This window comes from Pseudomonas sp. GD03862 (genome assembly GCF_029840855.1).
Classification (GTDB): domain Bacteria; phylum Pseudomonadota; class Gammaproteobacteria; order Pseudomonadales; family Pseudomonadaceae; genus Aquipseudomonas; species Aquipseudomonas alloputida.
Genome location: NZ_JAOCDI010000006.1, coordinates 20,846 through 37,674 on the forward strand (window position 1 = coordinate 20,846; position 16,829 = coordinate 37,674).

At 62.6% G+C, this 16,829-nt stretch carries 14 protein-coding genes; 8 read left to right on the forward strand and 6 right to left on the reverse strand.

Features of this window, described 5'->3' with window-relative positions:
• Window positions 1-49: 49 nt before the first annotated feature.
• Window positions 50-1,126: a 3-deoxy-7-phosphoheptulonate synthase gene (locus tag N5D53_RS05860; protein WP_014591663.1), complete on the reverse strand. Its 1,077-nt coding sequence runs from the start codon at window positions 1,124-1,126 to the stop codon at window positions 50-52.
• Between the two features lie 232 nt (window positions 1,127-1,358).
• Here N5D53_RS05860 and N5D53_RS05865 point away from each other — a divergent pair, with 232 nt between their 5' ends.
• The 3 genes from N5D53_RS05865 to cysB all read left to right on the forward strand — a co-directional run bounded on the left by N5D53_RS05865 (window position 1,359) and on the right by cysB (window position 4,031).
• Window positions 1,359-2,306, forward strand: coding sequence for a putative 2-dehydropantoate 2-reductase (locus N5D53_RS05865; RefSeq protein WP_279840168.1), 948 nt, complete (start codon window positions 1,359-1,361; stop codon window positions 2,304-2,306).
• A 124-nt stretch (window positions 2,307-2,430) separates the two neighbouring features.
• On the forward strand, window positions 2,431-2,928 hold the full coding sequence (locus N5D53_RS05870) for a universal stress protein (protein ID WP_003250295.1): 498 nt from the start codon (window positions 2,431-2,433) through the stop codon (window positions 2,926-2,928).
• Window positions 2,929-3,056: 128 nt separating this feature from the next.
• Window positions 3,057-4,031, forward strand: a complete 975-nt coding sequence (cysB, locus tag N5D53_RS05875) for an HTH-type transcriptional regulator CysB (protein WP_010953293.1) — start codon at window positions 3,057-3,059, stop codon at window positions 4,029-4,031.
• Window positions 4,032-4,200: 169 nt separating this feature from the next.
• On the opposite strand, the gene N5D53_RS05880 is transcribed toward cysB, so the two are convergent.
• The 5 genes from N5D53_RS05880 to N5D53_RS05900 form a co-directional block, all read right to left on the reverse strand.
• Window positions 4,201-4,935 carry a phosphoadenylyl-sulfate reductase gene (locus N5D53_RS05880; protein WP_003250299.1) on the reverse strand — a complete coding sequence of 245 codons (735 nt, stop codon included), beginning with the start codon at window positions 4,933-4,935 and terminating at the stop codon, window positions 4,201-4,203.
• Window positions 4,936-5,015: 80 nt separating this feature from the next.
• Entirely contained in the window at window positions 5,016-6,356 is a 1,341-nt protein-coding gene (gene pabB / locus N5D53_RS05885; RefSeq protein WP_279840169.1) for an aminodeoxychorismate synthase component I, read from the reverse strand.
• Window positions 6,357-6,564: 208 nt separating this feature from the next.
• Window positions 6,565-7,545 (reverse strand): alpha-L-glutamate ligase-like protein, encoded by a 981-nt coding sequence (locus N5D53_RS05890; RefSeq protein ID WP_279840170.1) that lies wholly within the window; start codon window positions 7,543-7,545, stop codon window positions 6,565-6,567.
• Complete coding sequence (locus tag N5D53_RS05895; protein WP_014591660.1) at window positions 7,545-9,080, reverse strand: inactive transglutaminase family protein; 1,536 nt, start codon at window positions 9,078-9,080, stop codon at window positions 7,545-7,547. Before N5D53_RS05895 ends, N5D53_RS05890 begins: the two co-directional genes overlap by 1 nt.
• Window positions 9,081-9,085: 5 nt before the next feature.
• Entirely contained in the window at window positions 9,086-9,622 is a 537-nt protein-coding gene (locus tag N5D53_RS05900; protein ID WP_010953297.1) for an ATP-dependent zinc protease, read from the reverse strand.
• A 306-nt stretch (window positions 9,623-9,928) separates the two neighbouring features.
• Between N5D53_RS05900 and N5D53_RS05905 the strand changes: the two genes are divergently transcribed.
• The 5 genes from N5D53_RS05905 (at window position 9,929) to prpF (ending at window position 16,813) form a co-directional block, all read left to right on the forward strand.
• Window positions 9,929-10,645: a GntR family transcriptional regulator gene (locus tag N5D53_RS05905; protein ID WP_003250308.1), complete on the forward strand. Its 717-nt coding sequence runs from the start codon at window positions 9,929-9,931 to the stop codon at window positions 10,643-10,645.
• Window positions 10,642-11,532, forward strand: coding sequence for a methylisocitrate lyase (gene prpB, locus N5D53_RS05910; protein ID WP_012053054.1), 891 nt, complete (start codon window positions 10,642-10,644; stop codon window positions 11,530-11,532). Before N5D53_RS05905 ends, prpB begins: the two co-directional genes overlap by 4 nt.
• A 60-nt stretch (window positions 11,533-11,592) precedes the next feature.
• Window positions 11,593-12,720: a 2-methylcitrate synthase gene (gene prpC / locus N5D53_RS05915; RefSeq protein WP_121161879.1), complete on the forward strand. Its 1,128-nt coding sequence runs from the start codon at window positions 11,593-11,595 to the stop codon at window positions 12,718-12,720.
• A 162-nt stretch (window positions 12,721-12,882) separates the two neighbouring features.
• Complete coding sequence (acnD, locus tag N5D53_RS05920; protein WP_121161877.1) at window positions 12,883-15,471, forward strand: Fe/S-dependent 2-methylisocitrate dehydratase AcnD; 2,589 nt, start codon at window positions 12,883-12,885, stop codon at window positions 15,469-15,471.
• 151 nt (window positions 15,472-15,622) lie between these two features.
• Window positions 15,623-16,813, forward strand: a complete 1,191-nt coding sequence (gene prpF, locus N5D53_RS05925; RefSeq protein WP_104962135.1) for a 2-methylaconitate cis-trans isomerase PrpF — start codon at window positions 15,623-15,625, stop codon at window positions 16,811-16,813.
• Window positions 16,814-16,829: the final 16 nt, after the last annotated feature.

Here is a 16,829-nt window from a genome sequence, read left to right on the forward strand (position 1 = left end):
ACAACAAAAAACGCCGGGCAGTGCCCGGCGTTTTTCATTCCCGCAATGTTCAGCCGCGCTTACGCTGCGGCAGCACATCCTTGAGCTTGGCATGCATGCTGCGCAGGGTTTTCTCGGTAGCCGACCAGTCGATGCAGGCGTCCGTGATCGACACGCCATACTGCAAATCGTCCAGGTTTTTCGGAATGGACTGACAGCCCCAGTTCAGGTGGCTTTCGACCATCAGGCCGATGATCGACTGGTTGCCCTCGAGAATCTGGTTGGCGACGTTCTCCATCACCAGCGGTTGCAGGGCCGGGTCCTTGTTGGAGTTGGCATGGCTGCAGTCGACCATGATGTTGGCCTTGATCTTGGCCTTGGCCAGGTCCTGTTCGCACAGGGCGACGCTGACCGAGTCGTAGTTCGGCTTGCCATTGCCGCCGCGCAGTACCACGTGGCCGTATGGGTTGCCCTTGGTGGTGACGATCGACACGCCGCCCTCCTGGTTGATGCCCAGGAAGCGGTGCGGCTTGGACACCGACTGCAGGGCATTGATGGCAACGGTCAGGCCGCCGTCGGTGCCGTTCTTGAAACCCACCGCCGAGGACAGGCCCGAGGCCATCTCGCGGTGTGTTTGCGATTCGGTGGTGCGGGCACCGATGGCCGACCAGCTGATCAGGTCTTGCAGGTACTGCGGCGAAATCGGGTCGAGCGCTTCGGTGGCGGTCGGCAGGCCCATTTCGGCCAGGTCCAGCAGCAGCTTGCGGCCGATGTGCAGGCCGTCCTGGATCTTGAACGAGTCATCCAGGTACGGATCGTTGATCAGGCCTTTCCAGCCGACGGTGGTGCGCGGCTTTTCGAAGTACACGCGCATGACCAGGTACAGCGTATCGGACACTTCTTCGGCCAGCACTTTCAGGCGCTCGGCGTATTCGTGGGCTGCCTTGATGTCGTGGATGGAGCAAGGGCCGACCACGACGAACAGGCGATGGTCCTTGCCGTCGAGAATATTGCGCACCACTTCACGGCCGGCAGTCACGGTCTGCAGGGCCTTGGCGCTGAGGGGGATTTCCTTCTTGAGCTGATCAGGGGTGATCAGGGTCTCGTTGGAGGCAACGTTCAAGTCATCGATCGGTAAATCAGCCATCGTGTTACTCGTCAGGTCACGGGTGCCGGCCGCCAACTATCCCCGTGCGGCCCAGCAGCAAGAATAATCGCAGCGGGGAGCCGAACCTTAGCGCGTTACAGATGGCACGACAATGGGCTGAACCCAGTCATTGTGGGGTTTTTACCTGAGCGAGGGTGTTGCGCGCGAATGGACTGCCCAGCGCTACGTAACCTGTGTAAAAAGAGTGCTGACCCTTTACCTGGAGATTGGCATGCATTCGCACCCCCCTCGCATCGGCATCATCGGCAGTGGCGCCATCGGCGGCTTTTATGGGTTGATGCTGGCCCGGGCCGGTTTCGATGTGCATTTTCTGTTGCGCAGCGAGTACCAGGCCGTTTGTGAGCGCGGGCTGAGCCTGGACAGTGCCGTGCATGGCGCACTGCACATGAATGTGCAGGCTTATGTCAGTGCCGCTGACATGCCGCCCTGTGACTGGCTCCTGATCGGGGCCAAGGCCACCAGCAACGAGCAGTTGGCACCGTTGATCGTCCAGGCTGCTGCGCCCGGCGCCAAGGTGGTGCTGTTGCAGAACGGCCTGGGTGTCGAGGAGCAGTTGCGTCCGGCCTTGCGCAGCGACATGCACCTGCTCGGCGGCCTGTGCTTCATCTGTGTCAACCGCCAGGCTCCAGGTGTAATCCGCCACCAGGCGCTGGGGGCGGTCAACCTGGGGTATCACAGTGGGCCGGCCACCGATTGCGGTGTCGCGCTGGTGAATGAAGGCGCCGGGTTGTTCCAGGCTGCGGGGATCGACTCGCAGGCCATGCCGAACCTGGCCTTGGCGCGCTGGCAGAAGCTGGTGTGGAACGTGCCTTACAACGGGCTGTCGGTGCTGCTGGGGGCCAGCACTTCGCCACTGATGGTCGACAGCAATAGCCGCGAGCTGATACAGGCCTTGATGGCCGAGGTGGTGCAGGGGGCGGCAGCCTGTGGCCATGTACTGCCCGCGGGCTATGCCGAGCACTTGTTCCAGGTGACCGAGCGCATGCCCGACTACTGGCCGAGCATGTATCACGACCATGTCCACAAACGCCCGCTGGAGCTGGAGGCCATTTACGCCGAGCCGCTGGCACGCGCACGGGCGGCAGGCTGCAGCATGCCGCGCATTGAAATGCTGTACCAAGCGCTGAGTTTCATCGACAGCAGCGGCCGGCCGGCCTGAGGGTGGCCGAGGCTTCGGCAGGGCCCTCCAGCCCACGGCAGCAGCGCGCCGGACGGCAAAGCGAGCGTCCGGCGCGCTGCTAAGCTGAAGCTTGCTCTGCCGCTGCGGCAGTCGAGGAGGTCGAATGATCCGCTCCATGCTGTACGCCACCGACCTCGGTGTCTACGCCCCTTTCGTGATGCAACACGCGCTGGCCCTGGCGCGCACGTTCGGTGCCGAGTTGTATGTGATCCACGCGGTCGAGCCGATGGGCCAGTTCGCCGAATCCCTCCTGCAAAGCTACCTCGATGAGCAGACGCTCGATCAATTGCACAGCCAGGGGGTGAACACGGTGATGGCGAACATAGAGCAGCGTGTACTGGAAAACTTTCGCGACGAGTTGGGCGAAGAGGCTGACCTGGCGGTGATCAAGGCCGTGCGTGTGCGACAGGGCGACCCCGCGCAGGTGATTCTCGACCAGGCCCAGCGGCTAAGCGTCGACCTGTTGATATTCGGTAGCCACAGTGCCGGTGCCGGGGTGGATGTACCGCTGGGGCGCACGGCAGTGCGGCTGCTGCAGCTGTCGCCGGTGCCGGTGTACATGGTGCCCTTGGCGCAGCATCTGGGGCGTAGGAAAACGTGAAGATAGGTGCAGTCCATTTCCGCGGGCATGTAACAAAATAGTTCTAGATTTATTTCCAGAACCACTAATATAGTTATATATCGTCGCTGCCTGCTGCCGCGGACTCACCGCTGAACCGAGGGAAACCTATGAAGCTTCAACAACTGCGCTACATCTGGGAAGTGGCGCACCATGACCTCAACGTCTCCGCGACGGCGCAGAGCCTGTATACCTCCCAGCCAGGTATCAGCAAGCAGATCCGCCTGCTCGAAGACGAATTGGGTGTTGAAGTCTTTGCCCGCAGCGGCAAGCATCTGACCCGCGTTACCCCGGCCGGTGAGCGCATCATCAATACCGCAGGCGAAATCCTGCGCAAGGTCGAGAGCATCAAGCAGATTGCCCAGGAGTTCTCCAACGAGAAGAAGGGCACGCTGTCCATCGCCACCACCCACACCCAGGCGCGCTATGCGTTGCCGCCGGTTATCAGCAGCTTCATCAAGCAGTATCCGGAGGTGTCCCTGCACATGCACCAGGGGTCGCCCATGCAGATTGCCGAGATGGCTGCGGACGGTACGGTCGACTTCGCCATCGCCACCGAGGCGCTGGAGCTGTTCGGCGACCTGATCATGATGCCGTGCTACAAGTGGAACCGTTGCGTTGTAGTGCCACAGGGGCACCCGCTGGCCAAGCTGCCAAAACTGACCCTGGAAGCCGTCGCCGAATACCCGATCGTCACCTACGTGTTCGGTTTCACCGGGCGCTCGAAGTTGGATGAGGCTTTCAATCACCGCGGCCTCACGCCAAAAGTGGTCTTCACCGCGGCTGACGCCGACGTGATCAAGACGTATGTGCGCCTGGGGCTGGGCGTGGGTATCGTTGCCGGCATGGCTGTGGACGCCAAGCTCGACAGTGACTTGGTGGCGCTGGATGCCAGTGAGCTGTTCGAAGCCAGCATCACCAAGATCGGCTTCCGTCGTGGCACCTTCCTGCGCGGCTTCATGTGCGACTTCATCGAGAAGTTTGCCCCGCACCTGACCCGTGAAGTGATGGCCAAGGCCATTCAGTGCCATAACAAGCAAGAGCTGGAAGAATTGTTCGAAGGCGTCGAACTGCCGGTGCACTGATTCGGGGGTGATGGGGTCGCTGTGGGAGTAACGGCCCTTGCTCAATGTCTAAAAGCTGGCGCGATCCCTGTGGGAGCGGGCTTGCCCGCGAACACGGGCGAAGCCCGTGCCAGCCACCGCGGTGTCTTCTTCGCGGGTAAACCCGCTCCTACAGGCCGCCCTAGCTATCTCAAGCCTTGCTGATCAGGTTGCCCGCATGCAACCCGCATTCCTTCTGCGTCGACTCTTCCCACCACCAGCGCCCTTCACGCTCATGCTGGTTTGGCAGCACCGGGCGGGTGCATGGCTCGCAGCCAATGCTGATGAAGCCACGCTCGTGCAGGCTGTTGTACGGCAGCTCGAGCATGCGGATATAACCCCATACCTCTTCACTGCTCATCTGCGCCAGTGGGTTGAACTTGTACAGCGTGCGCTCAGGCGTGGAAAAGGCGCTGTCGATTTCCAGTGCCGCCACCTGGCTGCGGGTGCCCGGGCTTTGGTCGCGGCGCTGGCCGGTGGCCCAGGCGCTGACGGTGGCCAGCTTGCGTCGCAGCGGCTCGATCTTGCGAATGCCGCAGCACTCGCCATGGCCGTCCTTGTAGAAGCTGAACAGGCCCTTTTCCTTGACGAACGGGTCGAGCTTGGCGCGGTCGGGACTGAGGATCTCGATGGGCAGGTTGTACTGTTCGCGTACCTGGTCGATGAACCGGTAGGTCTCCGGGTGCAGGCGCCCAGTGTCGAGGCTGAATACCTTTACCTGCTTGTTCAGCTTCCAGGCCATGTCGACCAGCACCACATCCTCGGCGCCGCTGAAGGAGATCCACAGGTCATCACCGAAGTGCTCGAAGGCAAGCTTGAGGATGTCCTGCGGGGACTTGTTGGCATAGGTCGCGGCCAGGGCGGCGACGTCGAAGGGTTGGCTCATCAGGCGGTTTCCATCTTGGCTGTGGCGCTGTGCGCTCGTAGTAGGGGGATGGTAACAAAAAAAACGGAGTCTAGATGGGCTCACAGGCCCTGCAGGGTCTGCATCAGCACCCGCACTTTGGCGATCGACTCTTCATACTCGGCCTGCCACTGCGAGTCGGCTACCACTGCGCCGCCGCCCCAGCAACTGACCTGGCTATCTTTGATCAGCAAGCTGCGAATGGCGATCGAGCTGTCCATTTCGCCGCGCACATCCACATACAGCAGCGAGCCGCAGTACAGCGCGCGGCGCGCGGGTTCCAGTTCGTCGATGATCTGCATGGCGCGGATCTTCGGTGCGCCAGTGATCGAGCCGCCAGGGAAGCTGTCGCCGATCAGGTCCAGCGCATCCTTGTCGCTGGCCAGCTGGCCGGTGATGCTGCTGACCAGATGGTGCACGTTGGGGTAACTCTCCAGGCTGAACAGTTCCGGTACCTTCACTGAGCCAATCTCGCACGTGCGCCCCAGGTCGTTGCGCAGCAGGTCGACGATCATCAGGTTTTCCGAGCGGTCCTTCGGGCTGTGCAGCAGCTCCTGGGCATTACGCTGGTCTTCCACCGGGTCGCTGGCACGTGGGCGGGTGCCCTTGATCGGCCGGGTTTCCACCTGGCCCTGGCTGACGCGGATGAAGCGCTCGGGCGAAAAGCTCAGCAGGGTACTGCCGTCGGCCAGTTGCTGGTAGCCGGAGAAGGGGGTCGGGCAGGCCTGGCGCAGGGCCTGGTAGGCCCGCCATGGATCGCCTTGGCAGGGTGCGCGAAAGCGTTGGGTGAGGTTGATCTGGTAGCAGTCACCGGCCTGGATGTAGCGTTGTACCTGGTCGAAAGCGGTTTTGTATTGCTCCGGCTCCAGGTCACCGGCCATCGGCGCGAGCAGCCGGAAGTCGCCGGTGGTGGCGCTGGTGTCCTGGAACAGGCTGATCAGGCGTTCGCGCTCGTCGCCGGTCAGGCTCGGGTGGAACACCAGCTGGCTGGTGCCGAGCAGATGATCGCTGACCAGTGCCCAGGCATACAGGCCCAGTTGTGCGTCTGGCAAGCCCAGGTCGTCCACGGCCAGACTTGGCAGGTGTTCCAGGCGGCGGCCGAAGTCGTAGCTCAGGTAGCCGATCAGGCCCCCGGCGAAGGGCAGCTCTACACCGTTGGGCAAGTCGGCGTGGCCCAGTTGTGCCAGGCCAGCGCGCAGGCGCTGGAGGAAGACGCGGCCATCTTCATCGGGCTGCGCCTGCAGTTGTTGCAGCGGCCAGGCGCTGAGCAGGTCGAAACGCCCGCGTTCGGCACCGGGGCGCGCGCTGTCGAGCAGGATCGCACCGGGGGCCTGGCGCAGGTGGGCGAAATAGGCGGCAGGGTCGGGCTGGTAGGGCAGGGGGTGTAGCGTGCAGGTCGGCATCAGTATGGACGGCGATGTAAAAGCGAGGAGGGCGATTGTAGACCTGTGCAGGAAAAGCGCCTAGCGCTGGGTACGACATTCAACATTGTGTTTGGCCCATACGCAGCACAAGGCAATTCCTGCAGGTCGAGCGAAGCGCTTGAATCAACTGCAGTGCTTGCAAGAGCAACCTTGTGCTGCGAATGGGCTGCAAGGCAGCCCCTGTATTTCAGCGGTTGGGCACATGCCCGAACAGACCCTGTGCTACCCGTACCCGCTGCTCGGCGTCTTCGGTCACACCCTCCTTGGCCAGTGCTTCGATGTGCGCCTCGATGGCATGGGTGCGCTGAGTCAGGCCGCAGTCGTTGGCAATCTGGATGTTCAGCCCCGGGCGGGCGTTGAGCTCCAGAATCAGCGGGCCCTTTTCCTGGTCAAGCACCATGTCCACGCCGATATAGCCCAGGCCGCACAGTTCATAGCAGCCAGCGGCCAGCTTCATGAAACCGTCCCAGTTCGGCAGTTGCACGCCGTCCACCGCGTTGGTGGTGTCCGGGTGCTTGCTGATGATGTTGTTCAGCCAGGTGCCGCGCAGGGTCACGCCGGTGGCCAGGTCGACACCCACACCGATGGCGCCCTGGTGCAGGTTGGCCTTGCCGCCGGACTGGCGAGTCGGCAGGCGCAGCATGGCCATCACCGGGTAACCCATGAGCACGATGATGCGGATGTCCGGTACGCCTTCGTAACTGATGCTCTTGAATATCTGGTCCGGGGTCACGCGGTACTCGATCAGCGCGCGGTCGCGGTGCCCGCCGAGGGAGTACAGCCCGGTGAGGATGCTGGAAATCTGGTGCTCGATTTCCTCATGGCTGATGATCTTGCCCGACACTGTGCGGTAGCGGTCCTCGAAGCGGTCGGCGATTACCAGGATGCCGTCACCGCCGGCGCCTTGCGCCGGCTTGATGACGAAATCGCTGCGACCGCCGATGATCTGGTCGAGCTTCTCGATCTCTTTTTCGGTCTCGATGATGCCGTACATTTCCGGCACATGGATGCCGGCCGCCAGTGCGCGCTCCTTGGTGATGATCTTGTCGTCGACGATCGGGTACAGGCTGCGCTTGTTGTACTTCAGCACATAGTCCGCGTTACGCCGGTTGATCCCCATGATGCCCCGGGCCTCCAGGGCTTTCCACGTCTTGATGAGGCCAAACATCAGGTGTCTGCCTTGTTCAGGAAGGCTTTGAAGCGCACGAGCTCGGTCAGGCGGTAGCCGCGATAACGGCCCATCGCCAGCATGAAGCCCACCAGGATCAGCAGCACCGCCGGGAAGGTGAACACGAAGTACACCAGCTCCGGCACCATCATCAGCAGGTGTGCCAGGGAGGCGGCGAACAGGGTGCCGATGGCCACTTTCATGGCATGGCCGCCACCACGCTCCTCCCAGGTGATCGACAGGCGTTCGATGGTCATGGTCAGGATCACCATCGGGAACAGTGCTACCGAAAGCCCACGTTCAAGGCCCAGCTTGTGGCTGAACAGGCTGATGGCGGCAATCAGCACCACGACGAAGGTCAATACCACCGACAGGCGTGGCAGCATCTGCAGCTTGAGGTGTTCCAGATACGAGCGCAGCGACAGGCCCAGGGCAGTGATCACCGTGAACAGCATGATACCGAAGCCCAGCTGGGTTTCGCGGAACGCCAGGGCGATCAGCACCGGGGTGAATGTGCCCAGGGTCTGGATGCCGATCAGGTTGCGCAGCACCAGGATCACCAGCACGCCGATCGGGATCATGACCATGATCATGAAGGTTTGCTGGGTTTGCAGCGGCAGGCCGTACAGCGAGTATTCGAGGAAGTCGGCGTCGGTGTTCTCGTCGGTCAGCTTGGCCAGGCGGATGGCGTTCATCTCGCTGTTGTTCATGCTGAAGGTGACGGTGGCCTTCTTGCCGCCATCGACGGTGATCAGGTTGTCGTCACCGGTCCACCACAGCAGGCGGTCGCTCGGCAGGCCTTGCTCACCGGTGTCCGGGTTGAAGTACAGCCAGTCGTCGCCGTTGAAGCTGCGCAGCCACAGCTCCGGGGTTTGCGGGGTGTCGGCCAGCAGGCGGATGGTGTGCACCTTTTCCATCGGCACGTGGGCGATGGACAGCAGCAGGTCGATGACCTGGGCCTTCTTCATTGCCGAAGTGTCGCCGGCCAGCAGCAGCTTGACGTTGTCGTCGTTGAGGTTGTTGACCCGCTTGATGGTCTCGCTGACGAAGGTCTCGACGTCGGCCGAGTGCTGACGTATAGGCGCCATCAGGGCTTCGGCGGCGATCTTCTCGGGGCCTTCGACGGCCAGGCTGTCACGGAAGGTCGGGCCTTTGACCTTGGTCTTCTCGTTGCTGTAGCGCTTGGTCAGTACCAGGCGGTAGTAGAGGGTCTGGTTGCCACTGGCGCGACGTGCCGACCAGGTAACCTTGCGGTTGCCGTCGGCACGGTTGATGCTGACCCCGTAGTTGTTGGAGATGAAGCTCTCGTTGAGGCTGACGTAGTCGCGGTTCAGCGGTGGCACGAACATCTGCACCTTGACCGGGTCCTTGCTGCTGGCCACGAACTCGACCTTGGCGTCGATGTTCCACAGGTCGTCGGTTTCATCCTCGGTCACCGGGATGCCGAGCACGAAGATCTGATAAGCCGTGACCGCCACGCCCAATAGCACCAGCACGGTGATCAGGACTTTCAGATGGAGGGTAAGAGAGCGCATCGGGATTACTCTGCTTTGGGAGCGTCGGTGGCACAGGCAGGTTTGCCGGCCGCATATTTAAGGCTTGGGTCAACCAGTGCGTCGAAGTGCTTGAGTGCCTCGGAACCGATCAGCAGCGGGAACTGGAACGCGCTGCGGTCGGTGAGGTTGACTTCGATGGTGCGCCTGGTCTGGCCCATGCAGATTTCGAGTTCGATGACCGGGCGGGCCGTGTAGGCCTTGCCCGATTCGGCATCATAGTCGCCAGCCCGGCGCTTGATCTTGCTGACACGTGCCAGTGGGCGTTCGATCGGGTGCGAATGGGCCGCATCGATGGCGAGGTAGAAGCGTACCCAGCTTTCGCCATTGCGCTTGAACCGCTTGATGTCGCGGGCACTGAGCGACGCGGTCTTGGCACCGGTGTCGAGCTTGGCGGCCACTTCCAGGTCCAGGTCGCCCAGATGTGCGTATTCGTTGAGACCATACACGGTCTTGCCCGCAGCCTGGCCAAGGGCCGGCAGCAGGGTGAGGCATAGCAGCAATAAAACGGGTGTAAGTCTCATATTCCTGGCGCGGTGCATTGCAAGGTTCTAGGCAAGGTTCAGGTCAAGGTGACTGGCAATTACTGCGCAAGCTTCCTCGTTTATCTGTCAACAGGCACGAATGCATGACAGACAGGCTATCCATACCCCATCGGAGGCGCGGCATTCTATCACGCCGACGTCTTGACGCCAGCGGTGCGCGATCTGACAGCGTTGAAGTGGTGATAGTTCGCGATTAGACGATTGTCGACAATGTTCATTTTGTCTTTGACTTGCAGGTCTTGTTTCGCTAGTTTCTGACCAAGAGTTTTAAAAGGTGTCGACAATATGCAGGACCTTTCCACCCCCGGCCCGGTGCTGACAGACGAAACGGAAACCCTCTCCGAAAACGTCTTCCGACGCATCCAGGCGGCCATTGTCAAGGGTGATATCGCCCCCGGCAGCAAGATTTCCGAGCCGGAGTTGGCGCGCACCTATGGCATCAGCCGCGGGCCGCTACGCGAGGCTATTCACCGCCTTGAAGGCCAGCGCCTACTGGTGCGCGTGCCGCATGTGGGCGCGCGAGTGGTATCGCTCAACCACGCCGAGCTGATCGAGCTGTACGAAATCCGCGAGTCGCTGGAAGGCATGGCCTGTCGCCTGGCCGCCGAACGCATGAGCCAGGCCGACATCGACGAACTGCGCCGGGTGCTCGACACCCATGAGCGCGATGCCGCGTTCCAGGCCGGCCTGGGCTACTACCAGCAGGAAGGCGACTACGACTTCCATTACCGGATTATTCAGGGTAGCGGCAACCAGACCTTGGTCAAGATGCTCTGCGGCGAGCTGTACCAGTTGGTGCGCATGTACCGTATCCAGTTCTCTGCCACGCCTAACCGGCCACGCCAGGCCTTTGCCGAACACCATCGCATTCTTGATGCCATCGCCGACCGTGACGGCGAACTGGCCGAACTCCTGATGCGCCGCCACATCGGCGCGTCCAAGCGCAATATCGAGCGTCACTACCTGGACGCCCACAACAACAGCACACGAGGTGAGAAATGACAGTCAAGAGCACCCCCGGTCAGCGTTTCCGTGACGCCGTTGCCGCTGAGCATCCGCTGCAGGTGGTTGGCGCCATCAACGCCAACCATGCCCTGCTGGCCAAGCGCGCCGGCTTCAAGGCCATCTACCTGTCAGGTGGCGGCGTGGCTGCCGGCTCCCTGGGCCTGCCAGACCTGGGCATCACTGGCCTGGACGACGTGCTCACCGACGTGCGTCGCATCACCGACGTGTGCGACCTGCCGCTGCTGGTGGATGTCGACACCGGCTTCGGCGCTTCGGCTTTCAACGTTGCCCGTACCGTGCGCTCGATGAGCAAGTTCGGCGCTGCCGCCATCCATATCGAGGACCAGGTTGGCGCCAAGCGTTGTGGCCACCGTCCCAACAAGGAAATTGTCAGCCAGCAGGAAATGGTCGACCGTATCAAAGCTGCCGTCGACGCCCGCAGCGATGACAGCTTCGTGATCATGGCGCGTACCGATGCGCTGGCCGTCGAAGGCCTGAACGCCGCTTTGGACCGTGCCGAAGCGTGTGTCGAAGCTGGCGCCGACATGATTTTCCCGGAAGCCATCACCGAACTGCAGATGTACAAGACTTTCGCTGATCGGGTGAAGGCACCGATCCTGGCCAACATCACCGAGTTCGGTGCCACGCCGCTGTACACAACCGAAGAGTTGGCCTCGGTCGACGTGTCGTTGGTGCTGTACCCGCTGTCGGCGTTCCGCGCCATGAACAAAGCAGCCGAGAACGTGTATACCGCGCTGCGCCGTGACGGCACGCAAAAGAACGTGATCGACACCATGCAGACTCGCATGGAGCTTTACGATGCCATTGGTTATCACGCCTTCGAGCAGAGCCTCGATGCACTGTTTGCCCAGAAGAAGGGCTAAGCGCTAGCGCCCGAATTAGCCAGAAAGCATCCATAACAAATTCAAGAAAGGAGAAACACCATGGCCGAAGCAAAAGTACTCAGTGGCGCAGGCCTGCGTGGCCAGGTGGCCGGCCAGACTGCACTGTCGACCGTGGGCCAGGCCGGTGCCGGGCTGACCTACCGTGGTTATGATGTGCGTGACCTGGCCGCCGGTGCCGAGTTCGAAGAAGTCGCCTACCTGCTGCTGTATGGCGAGCTGCCAACCCAGGCCGAACTGGCCGACTACAAGCGCAAGCTCAAGGGCCTGCGTGACCTGCCGCAAGCCTTGAAGGAAGTGCTTGAGCGCATCCCGCGCGATGCCCACCCGATGGACGTCATGCGCACCGGTTGCTCGGTACTGGGCACCCTCGAACCAGAACTGACCTTTGAAGCCCAGCGCGACAAGACCAACCGCCTGCTGGCGCTGTTCCCGGCCGTGATGTGCTACTGGTACCGCTTCACCCACCATGGCGTACGCATCGACTGCACCACTGATGAAGACACCTTGGGTGGCCACTTCCTGCACCTGCTGCACGGCAAGAAGCCGAGCGAGCTGCACGTCAAGGTCATGAACGTGTCGCTGATTCTCTACGCTGAGCACGAATTCAACGCCTCGACCTTCACTGCCCGCGTCTGCGCCTCGACCCTGTCTGACCTGTACTCCTGCGTTACCGCAGCCATCGGCTCGCTGCGTGGCCCGCTGCACGGCGGTGCCAACGAGGCTGCGATGGAGCTGATCGAACGCTTCCAGAGCCCGCAGGAAGCCACCGCCGAGCTGCTGCGCATGCTCGAGCGCAAAGACAAGATCATGGGCTTTGGCCATGCCATCTACAAAGAGTCCGACCCGCGCAACGAGGTGATCAAGGGCTGGTCGAAGCAGCTGGCTGACGAAGTGGGTGACAAGGTGCTGTACCCGGTGTCCGAAGCCATCGACAAGACCATGTGGGAGCAGAAGCGCCTGTTCCCCAACGCCGACTTCTACCATGCCTCGGCGTACCACTTCATGGGCATTCCGACCAAGCTGTTCACCCCGATCTTCGTCTGCTCGCGGCTGACCGGCTGGGCGGCGCACGTCTTCGAGCAGCGCGCCAACAACCGCATCATCCGCCCGAGCGCCGAGTATGTCGGCGTCGAACAGCGCCAGTTCGTGCCGATCGAGCAGCGCTGAATAGCTATAGAGAGGCAACCCGTTTCCCTTGAGGGAGCGGGCGTGCCCGCGAATGCACCCGGCCTTGCAACCACTGCGCACCTGCTGACGCATTCGCGGGCACGCCCGCTCCCACAGGTACGGTGAAACCTTCCGAATCCTGTGACCGAGCCTGATTCCATGATGAACACTGCATACCGCAAGCACCTGCCAGGCACCGACCTGGACTACTTCGATGCCCGCGCGGCGGTCGAGGCGATCAAGCCCGGCGCCTACGATGGCTTGCCATACACGTCCCGCGTGCTCGCCGAGAACCTGGTGCGCCGCTGCGACCCTGCTACGCTCGACGCCTCGCTGAGCCAGCTGATCGAACGCAAGCGCGACCTCGACTTTCCGTGGTTCCCGGCCCGCGTGGTGTGCCATGACATCCTTGGCCAGACTGCGCTGGTCGACCTTGCCGGCCTGCGTGACGCCATTGCCGACAAAGGCGGCGACCCGGCCCAGGTCAACCCGGTGGTGCCGGTGCAACTGATCGTCGACCACTCGCTGGCCGTCGAGTGTGGTGGTTTCGACCCGCAGGCCTTCGAAAAGAACCGCGCCATCGAAGATCGCCGCAACGAAGACCGCTTCCACTTCATCAACTGGACCAAGAAGGCGTTCAAGAACGTCGACGTGATCCAGCCGGGCAACGGCATCATGCACCAGATCAACCTGGAGAAGATGTCACCGGTGGTCCACAGCGACCGCGGCGTCGCCTACCCGGACACCTGCGTCGGCACCGACAGCCACACGCCGCATGTCGATGCACTGGGTGTGATCGCCATCGGCGTAGGCGGCCTGGAAGCCGAAAACGTGATGCTCGGCCGCGCCTCCTGGATGCGTCTGCCGGAGATCGTCGGCGTCGAGCTGACTGGCAAACTGGCCGCGAACATCACTGCCACCGACCTGGTACTGGCCTTGACCGAATTCCTGCGCAAGCAGAAAGTGGTCGGCGCTTACCTGGAGTTCCATGGTGAGGGTGCCCGTGCCCTGACCTTGGGCGACCGCGCCACCATTTCCAACATGGCCCCGGAATACGGCGCCACGGCGGCGATGTTCGCCATCGACCAGCAGACCATCGACTACCTGCGCCTGACCGGCCGTGAAGAGCAGCAGGTCAAACTGGTGGAAACCTTCGCCAAGGCCACCGGCCTGTGGGCTGACAGCCTGGGCGGCGCGGTCTACGAGCGTACCCTGAGCTTCGACCTGTCGAGCGTGGTACGCAACATGGCCGGCCCGTCCAACCCGCATGCCCGCGTCGCCACCAGCGACCTGGCAGCCAAAGGCATCGCCGGCAGCTGGGAAGAAGTGCCGGGGCAGATGCCGGACGGCGCGGTGATCATCGCTGCCATCACCAGCTGCACCAACACCAGCAACCCGCGCAACGTGATTGCCGCAGGCCTGATTGCGCGCAATGCCAACAAGCTGGGCCTGACCCGCAAGCCGTGGGTCAAGTCGTCGCTGGCTCCCGGCTCCAAGGCTGTGCAGCTGTATCTGGAGGAAGCAGGGCTGGAGAAGGAGCTGGAGCAACTTGGCTTTGGCATCGTCGCCTTTGCCTGCACCACCTGCAACGGTATGTCCGGCGCCCTGGACCCGGTGATCCAGCAAGAAATCATCGACCGCGACCTGTACGCCACTGCCGTGTTGTCGGGTAACCGCAACTTCGACGGGCGTATCCACCCGTACGCCAAGCAGGCCTTCCTGGCTTCGCCACCGCTGGTGGTCGCCTACGCCATAGCCGGTACCATCCGCTTCGACATCGAGAAGGATGTACTGGGGGTGGTCGACGGCAAGGAAATCCGCCTCAAGGACATCTGGCCCAGCGACGAAGAAATCGATGCGGTGGTGCGTGCAGCGGTCAAGCCGGAGCAGTTCCGCAAGGTCTACATCCCGATGTTCGCCATCGAGGAAGACCGCGGGCCGAAGGTTGCGCCGCTGTATGATTGGCGCCCGATGAGCACCTACATCCGCCGCCCTCCCTACTGGGAAGGTGCCCTGGCCGGCGAGCGCACGTTGCGTGGCATGCGCCCGCTGGCGGTGCTGCCGGACAACATCACCACCGACCACCTGTCGCCGTCCAACGCCATCATGCTCGACAGCGCCGCCGGTGAATACCTGGCGAAAATGGGCCTGCCGGAAGAGGACTTCAACTCCTACGCCACTCACCGGGGTGACCACCTGACCGCCCAGCGCGCCACCTTCGCCAACCCCAAGCTGTTCAACGAAATGGTGCGCAACGACGATGGCAGCGTGAAGCAGGGCTCGCTGGCGCGTATCGAGCCGGAAGGCAAGGTTACCCGCATGTGGGAGGCGATCGAGACCTACATGCAGCGCAAGCAGCCGCTGATCATTGTCGCCGGTGCCGACTACGGCCAGGGTTCGTCCCGTGACTGGGCGGCCAAGGGCGTGCGTCTGGCCGGTGTCGAGGCGATCGTGGCCGAAGGCTTCGAGCGTATTCACCGCACCAACCTGGTAGGCATGGGCGTGCTGCCGCTGGAGTTCAAACCGGGCACCGACCGCAAGACCCTGGGCCTGGATGGCAGCGAAACCTATGACGTGCTGGGTGCGCGTACGCCACGGGCGACCCTGACCCTGGTGGTTACCCGTGCCAATGGCGAGTGCCTGGAAGTACCGGTGACCTGCCGTCTGGACACCGCCGAGGAAGTGTCGATCTACGAAGCGGGCGGGGTGCTGCAGCGCTTTGCCCAGGACTTCCTCGAAGCGACCGCCTGAGCATGAATCGGGGGCCGCTTTGCGGCCCTTTCGCGACACAAGGCCGCTCCCACAAAGGGCGGCGCAGTACCTGTGGGAGCGACCTTGTGTCGCGACAGGGCTGCAAGGCAGCCCCAGGGTATTTCACCGGACTATCAGGATGCCCAAGAAAATGGCACATGTACCCCAGATCAAAATCCCCGCCACCTACATCCGCGGCGGCACCAGCAAAGGTGTGTTCTTTCGCCTGCAGGACCTGCCCGAGCAGGCGCAAATTCCAGGTCCCGCCCGCGATGCGCTGCTGCTGCGGGTAATCGGCAGCCCCGACCCCTACGGCAAGCAGATCGATGGCATGGGCGGCGCCACGTCGAGCACCAGCAAGACCGTGATCCTGTCGCAAAGCATCAAACCCGAGCACGATGTCGACTACCTGTTCGGCCAGGTCAGCATCGACAAGGCCTTCGTCGACTGGAGCGGCAACTGCGGCAACCTGTCCGCTGCGGTCGGTTCGTTTGCCATCAGCAGTGGCCTGGTCGACCCGGCGCGTATTCCGCGCAACGGTATCGCCACCGTGCGTATCTGGCAGGCGAATATCGGCAAGACCATCATCGCCCACGTCCCGATCACTGAAGGTGAAGTGCAGGAAACCGGCGACTTCGAGCTGGACGGGGTCACCTTCCCGGCGGCCGAGGTGCAGCTGGAGTTTCTTGACCCTGCAGCCGATGAAGACGGCGGTGGCGGTGCCATGTTCCCCACCGGCAATCTGGTCGATGACCTGGAAGTGCCGGGGGTCGGTACGTTCAAGGCGACCTTGATCAATGCCGGCATCCCGACCATTTTTGTCAATGCTGCCGATATCGGCTACACCGGTACCGAACTGCAGGACGCCATCAACGGCGATCCGCAGGCGCTGCTGCGCTTCGAGACCATTCGCGCCTATGGCGCCGTGCGCATGGGGCTTATCGACAACGTCGACCAGGCTGCCGGGCGTCAGCACACGCCGAAAGTGGCGTTCGTCGCGCCGCCGAGCACCTACACTGCCTCCAGTGGCAAGGCGGTGCCGGCCGGTGAGATCGACCTGCTGGTGCGGGCCTTGTCGATGGGCAAGCTGCACCATGCCATGATGGGTACGGCTGCGGTGGCAATTGGCACTGCGGCGGCCATTCCGGGCACGCTGGTCAACCTCGCCGCTGGCGGGGGCGAGCGCAGCGCTGTGCGTTTCGGTCATCCTTCGGGCACCCTGCGGGTCGGGGCCGAGGCACGCCAGGTGAATGGTGAGTGGACGGTAACCAAGGCAATCATGAGCCGTAGTGCTCGCGTGCTGATGGAGGGCTGGGTTCGCGTGCCTGGCGACAGCTTCTAACGCACCACTGGCGCTC

Excerpts from the sequence above, each read along its gene's own strand:
- N5D53_RS05860 (WP_014591663.1), bottom strand. The coding sequence starts at position 1,126 with ATGGCTGATTTACCGATCGATGACTTGAACGTTGCCTCCAACGAGACC.
- N5D53_RS05865 (WP_279840168.1), top strand. The coding sequence starts at position 1,359 with ATGCATTCGCACCCCCCTCGCATCGGCATCATCGGCAGTGGCGCCATC.
- N5D53_RS05870 (WP_003250295.1), top strand. The coding sequence starts at position 2,431 with ATGATCCGCTCCATGCTGTACGCCACCGACCTCGGTGTCTACGCCCCT.
- cysB (WP_010953293.1), top strand. The coding sequence starts at position 3,057 with ATGAAGCTTCAACAACTGCGCTACATCTGGGAAGTGGCGCACCATGAC.
- N5D53_RS05880 (WP_003250299.1), bottom strand. The coding sequence starts at position 4,935 with ATGAGCCAACCCTTCGACGTCGCCGCCCTGGCCGCGACCTATGCCAAC.
- pabB (WP_279840169.1), bottom strand. The coding sequence starts at position 6,356 with ATGCCGACCTGCACGCTACACCCCCTGCCCTACCAGCCCGACCCTGCC.
- N5D53_RS05890 (WP_279840170.1), bottom strand. The coding sequence starts at position 7,545 with ATGTTTGGCCTCATCAAGACGTGGAAAGCCCTGGAGGCCCGGGGCATC.
- N5D53_RS05895 (WP_014591660.1), bottom strand. The coding sequence starts at position 9,080 with ATGCGCTCTCTTACCCTCCATCTGAAAGTCCTGATCACCGTGCTGGTG.
- N5D53_RS05900 (WP_010953297.1), bottom strand. The coding sequence starts at position 9,622 with ATGAGACTTACACCCGTTTTATTGCTGCTATGCCTCACCCTGCTGCCG.
- N5D53_RS05905 (WP_003250308.1), top strand. The coding sequence starts at position 9,929 with ATGCAGGACCTTTCCACCCCCGGCCCGGTGCTGACAGACGAAACGGAA.
- prpB (WP_012053054.1), top strand. The coding sequence starts at position 10,642 with ATGACAGTCAAGAGCACCCCCGGTCAGCGTTTCCGTGACGCCGTTGCC.
- prpC (WP_121161879.1), top strand. The coding sequence starts at position 11,593 with ATGGCCGAAGCAAAAGTACTCAGTGGCGCAGGCCTGCGTGGCCAGGTG.
- acnD (WP_121161877.1), top strand. The coding sequence starts at position 12,883 with ATGAACACTGCATACCGCAAGCACCTGCCAGGCACCGACCTGGACTAC.
- prpF (WP_104962135.1), top strand. The coding sequence starts at position 15,623 with ATGGCACATGTACCCCAGATCAAAATCCCCGCCACCTACATCCGCGGC.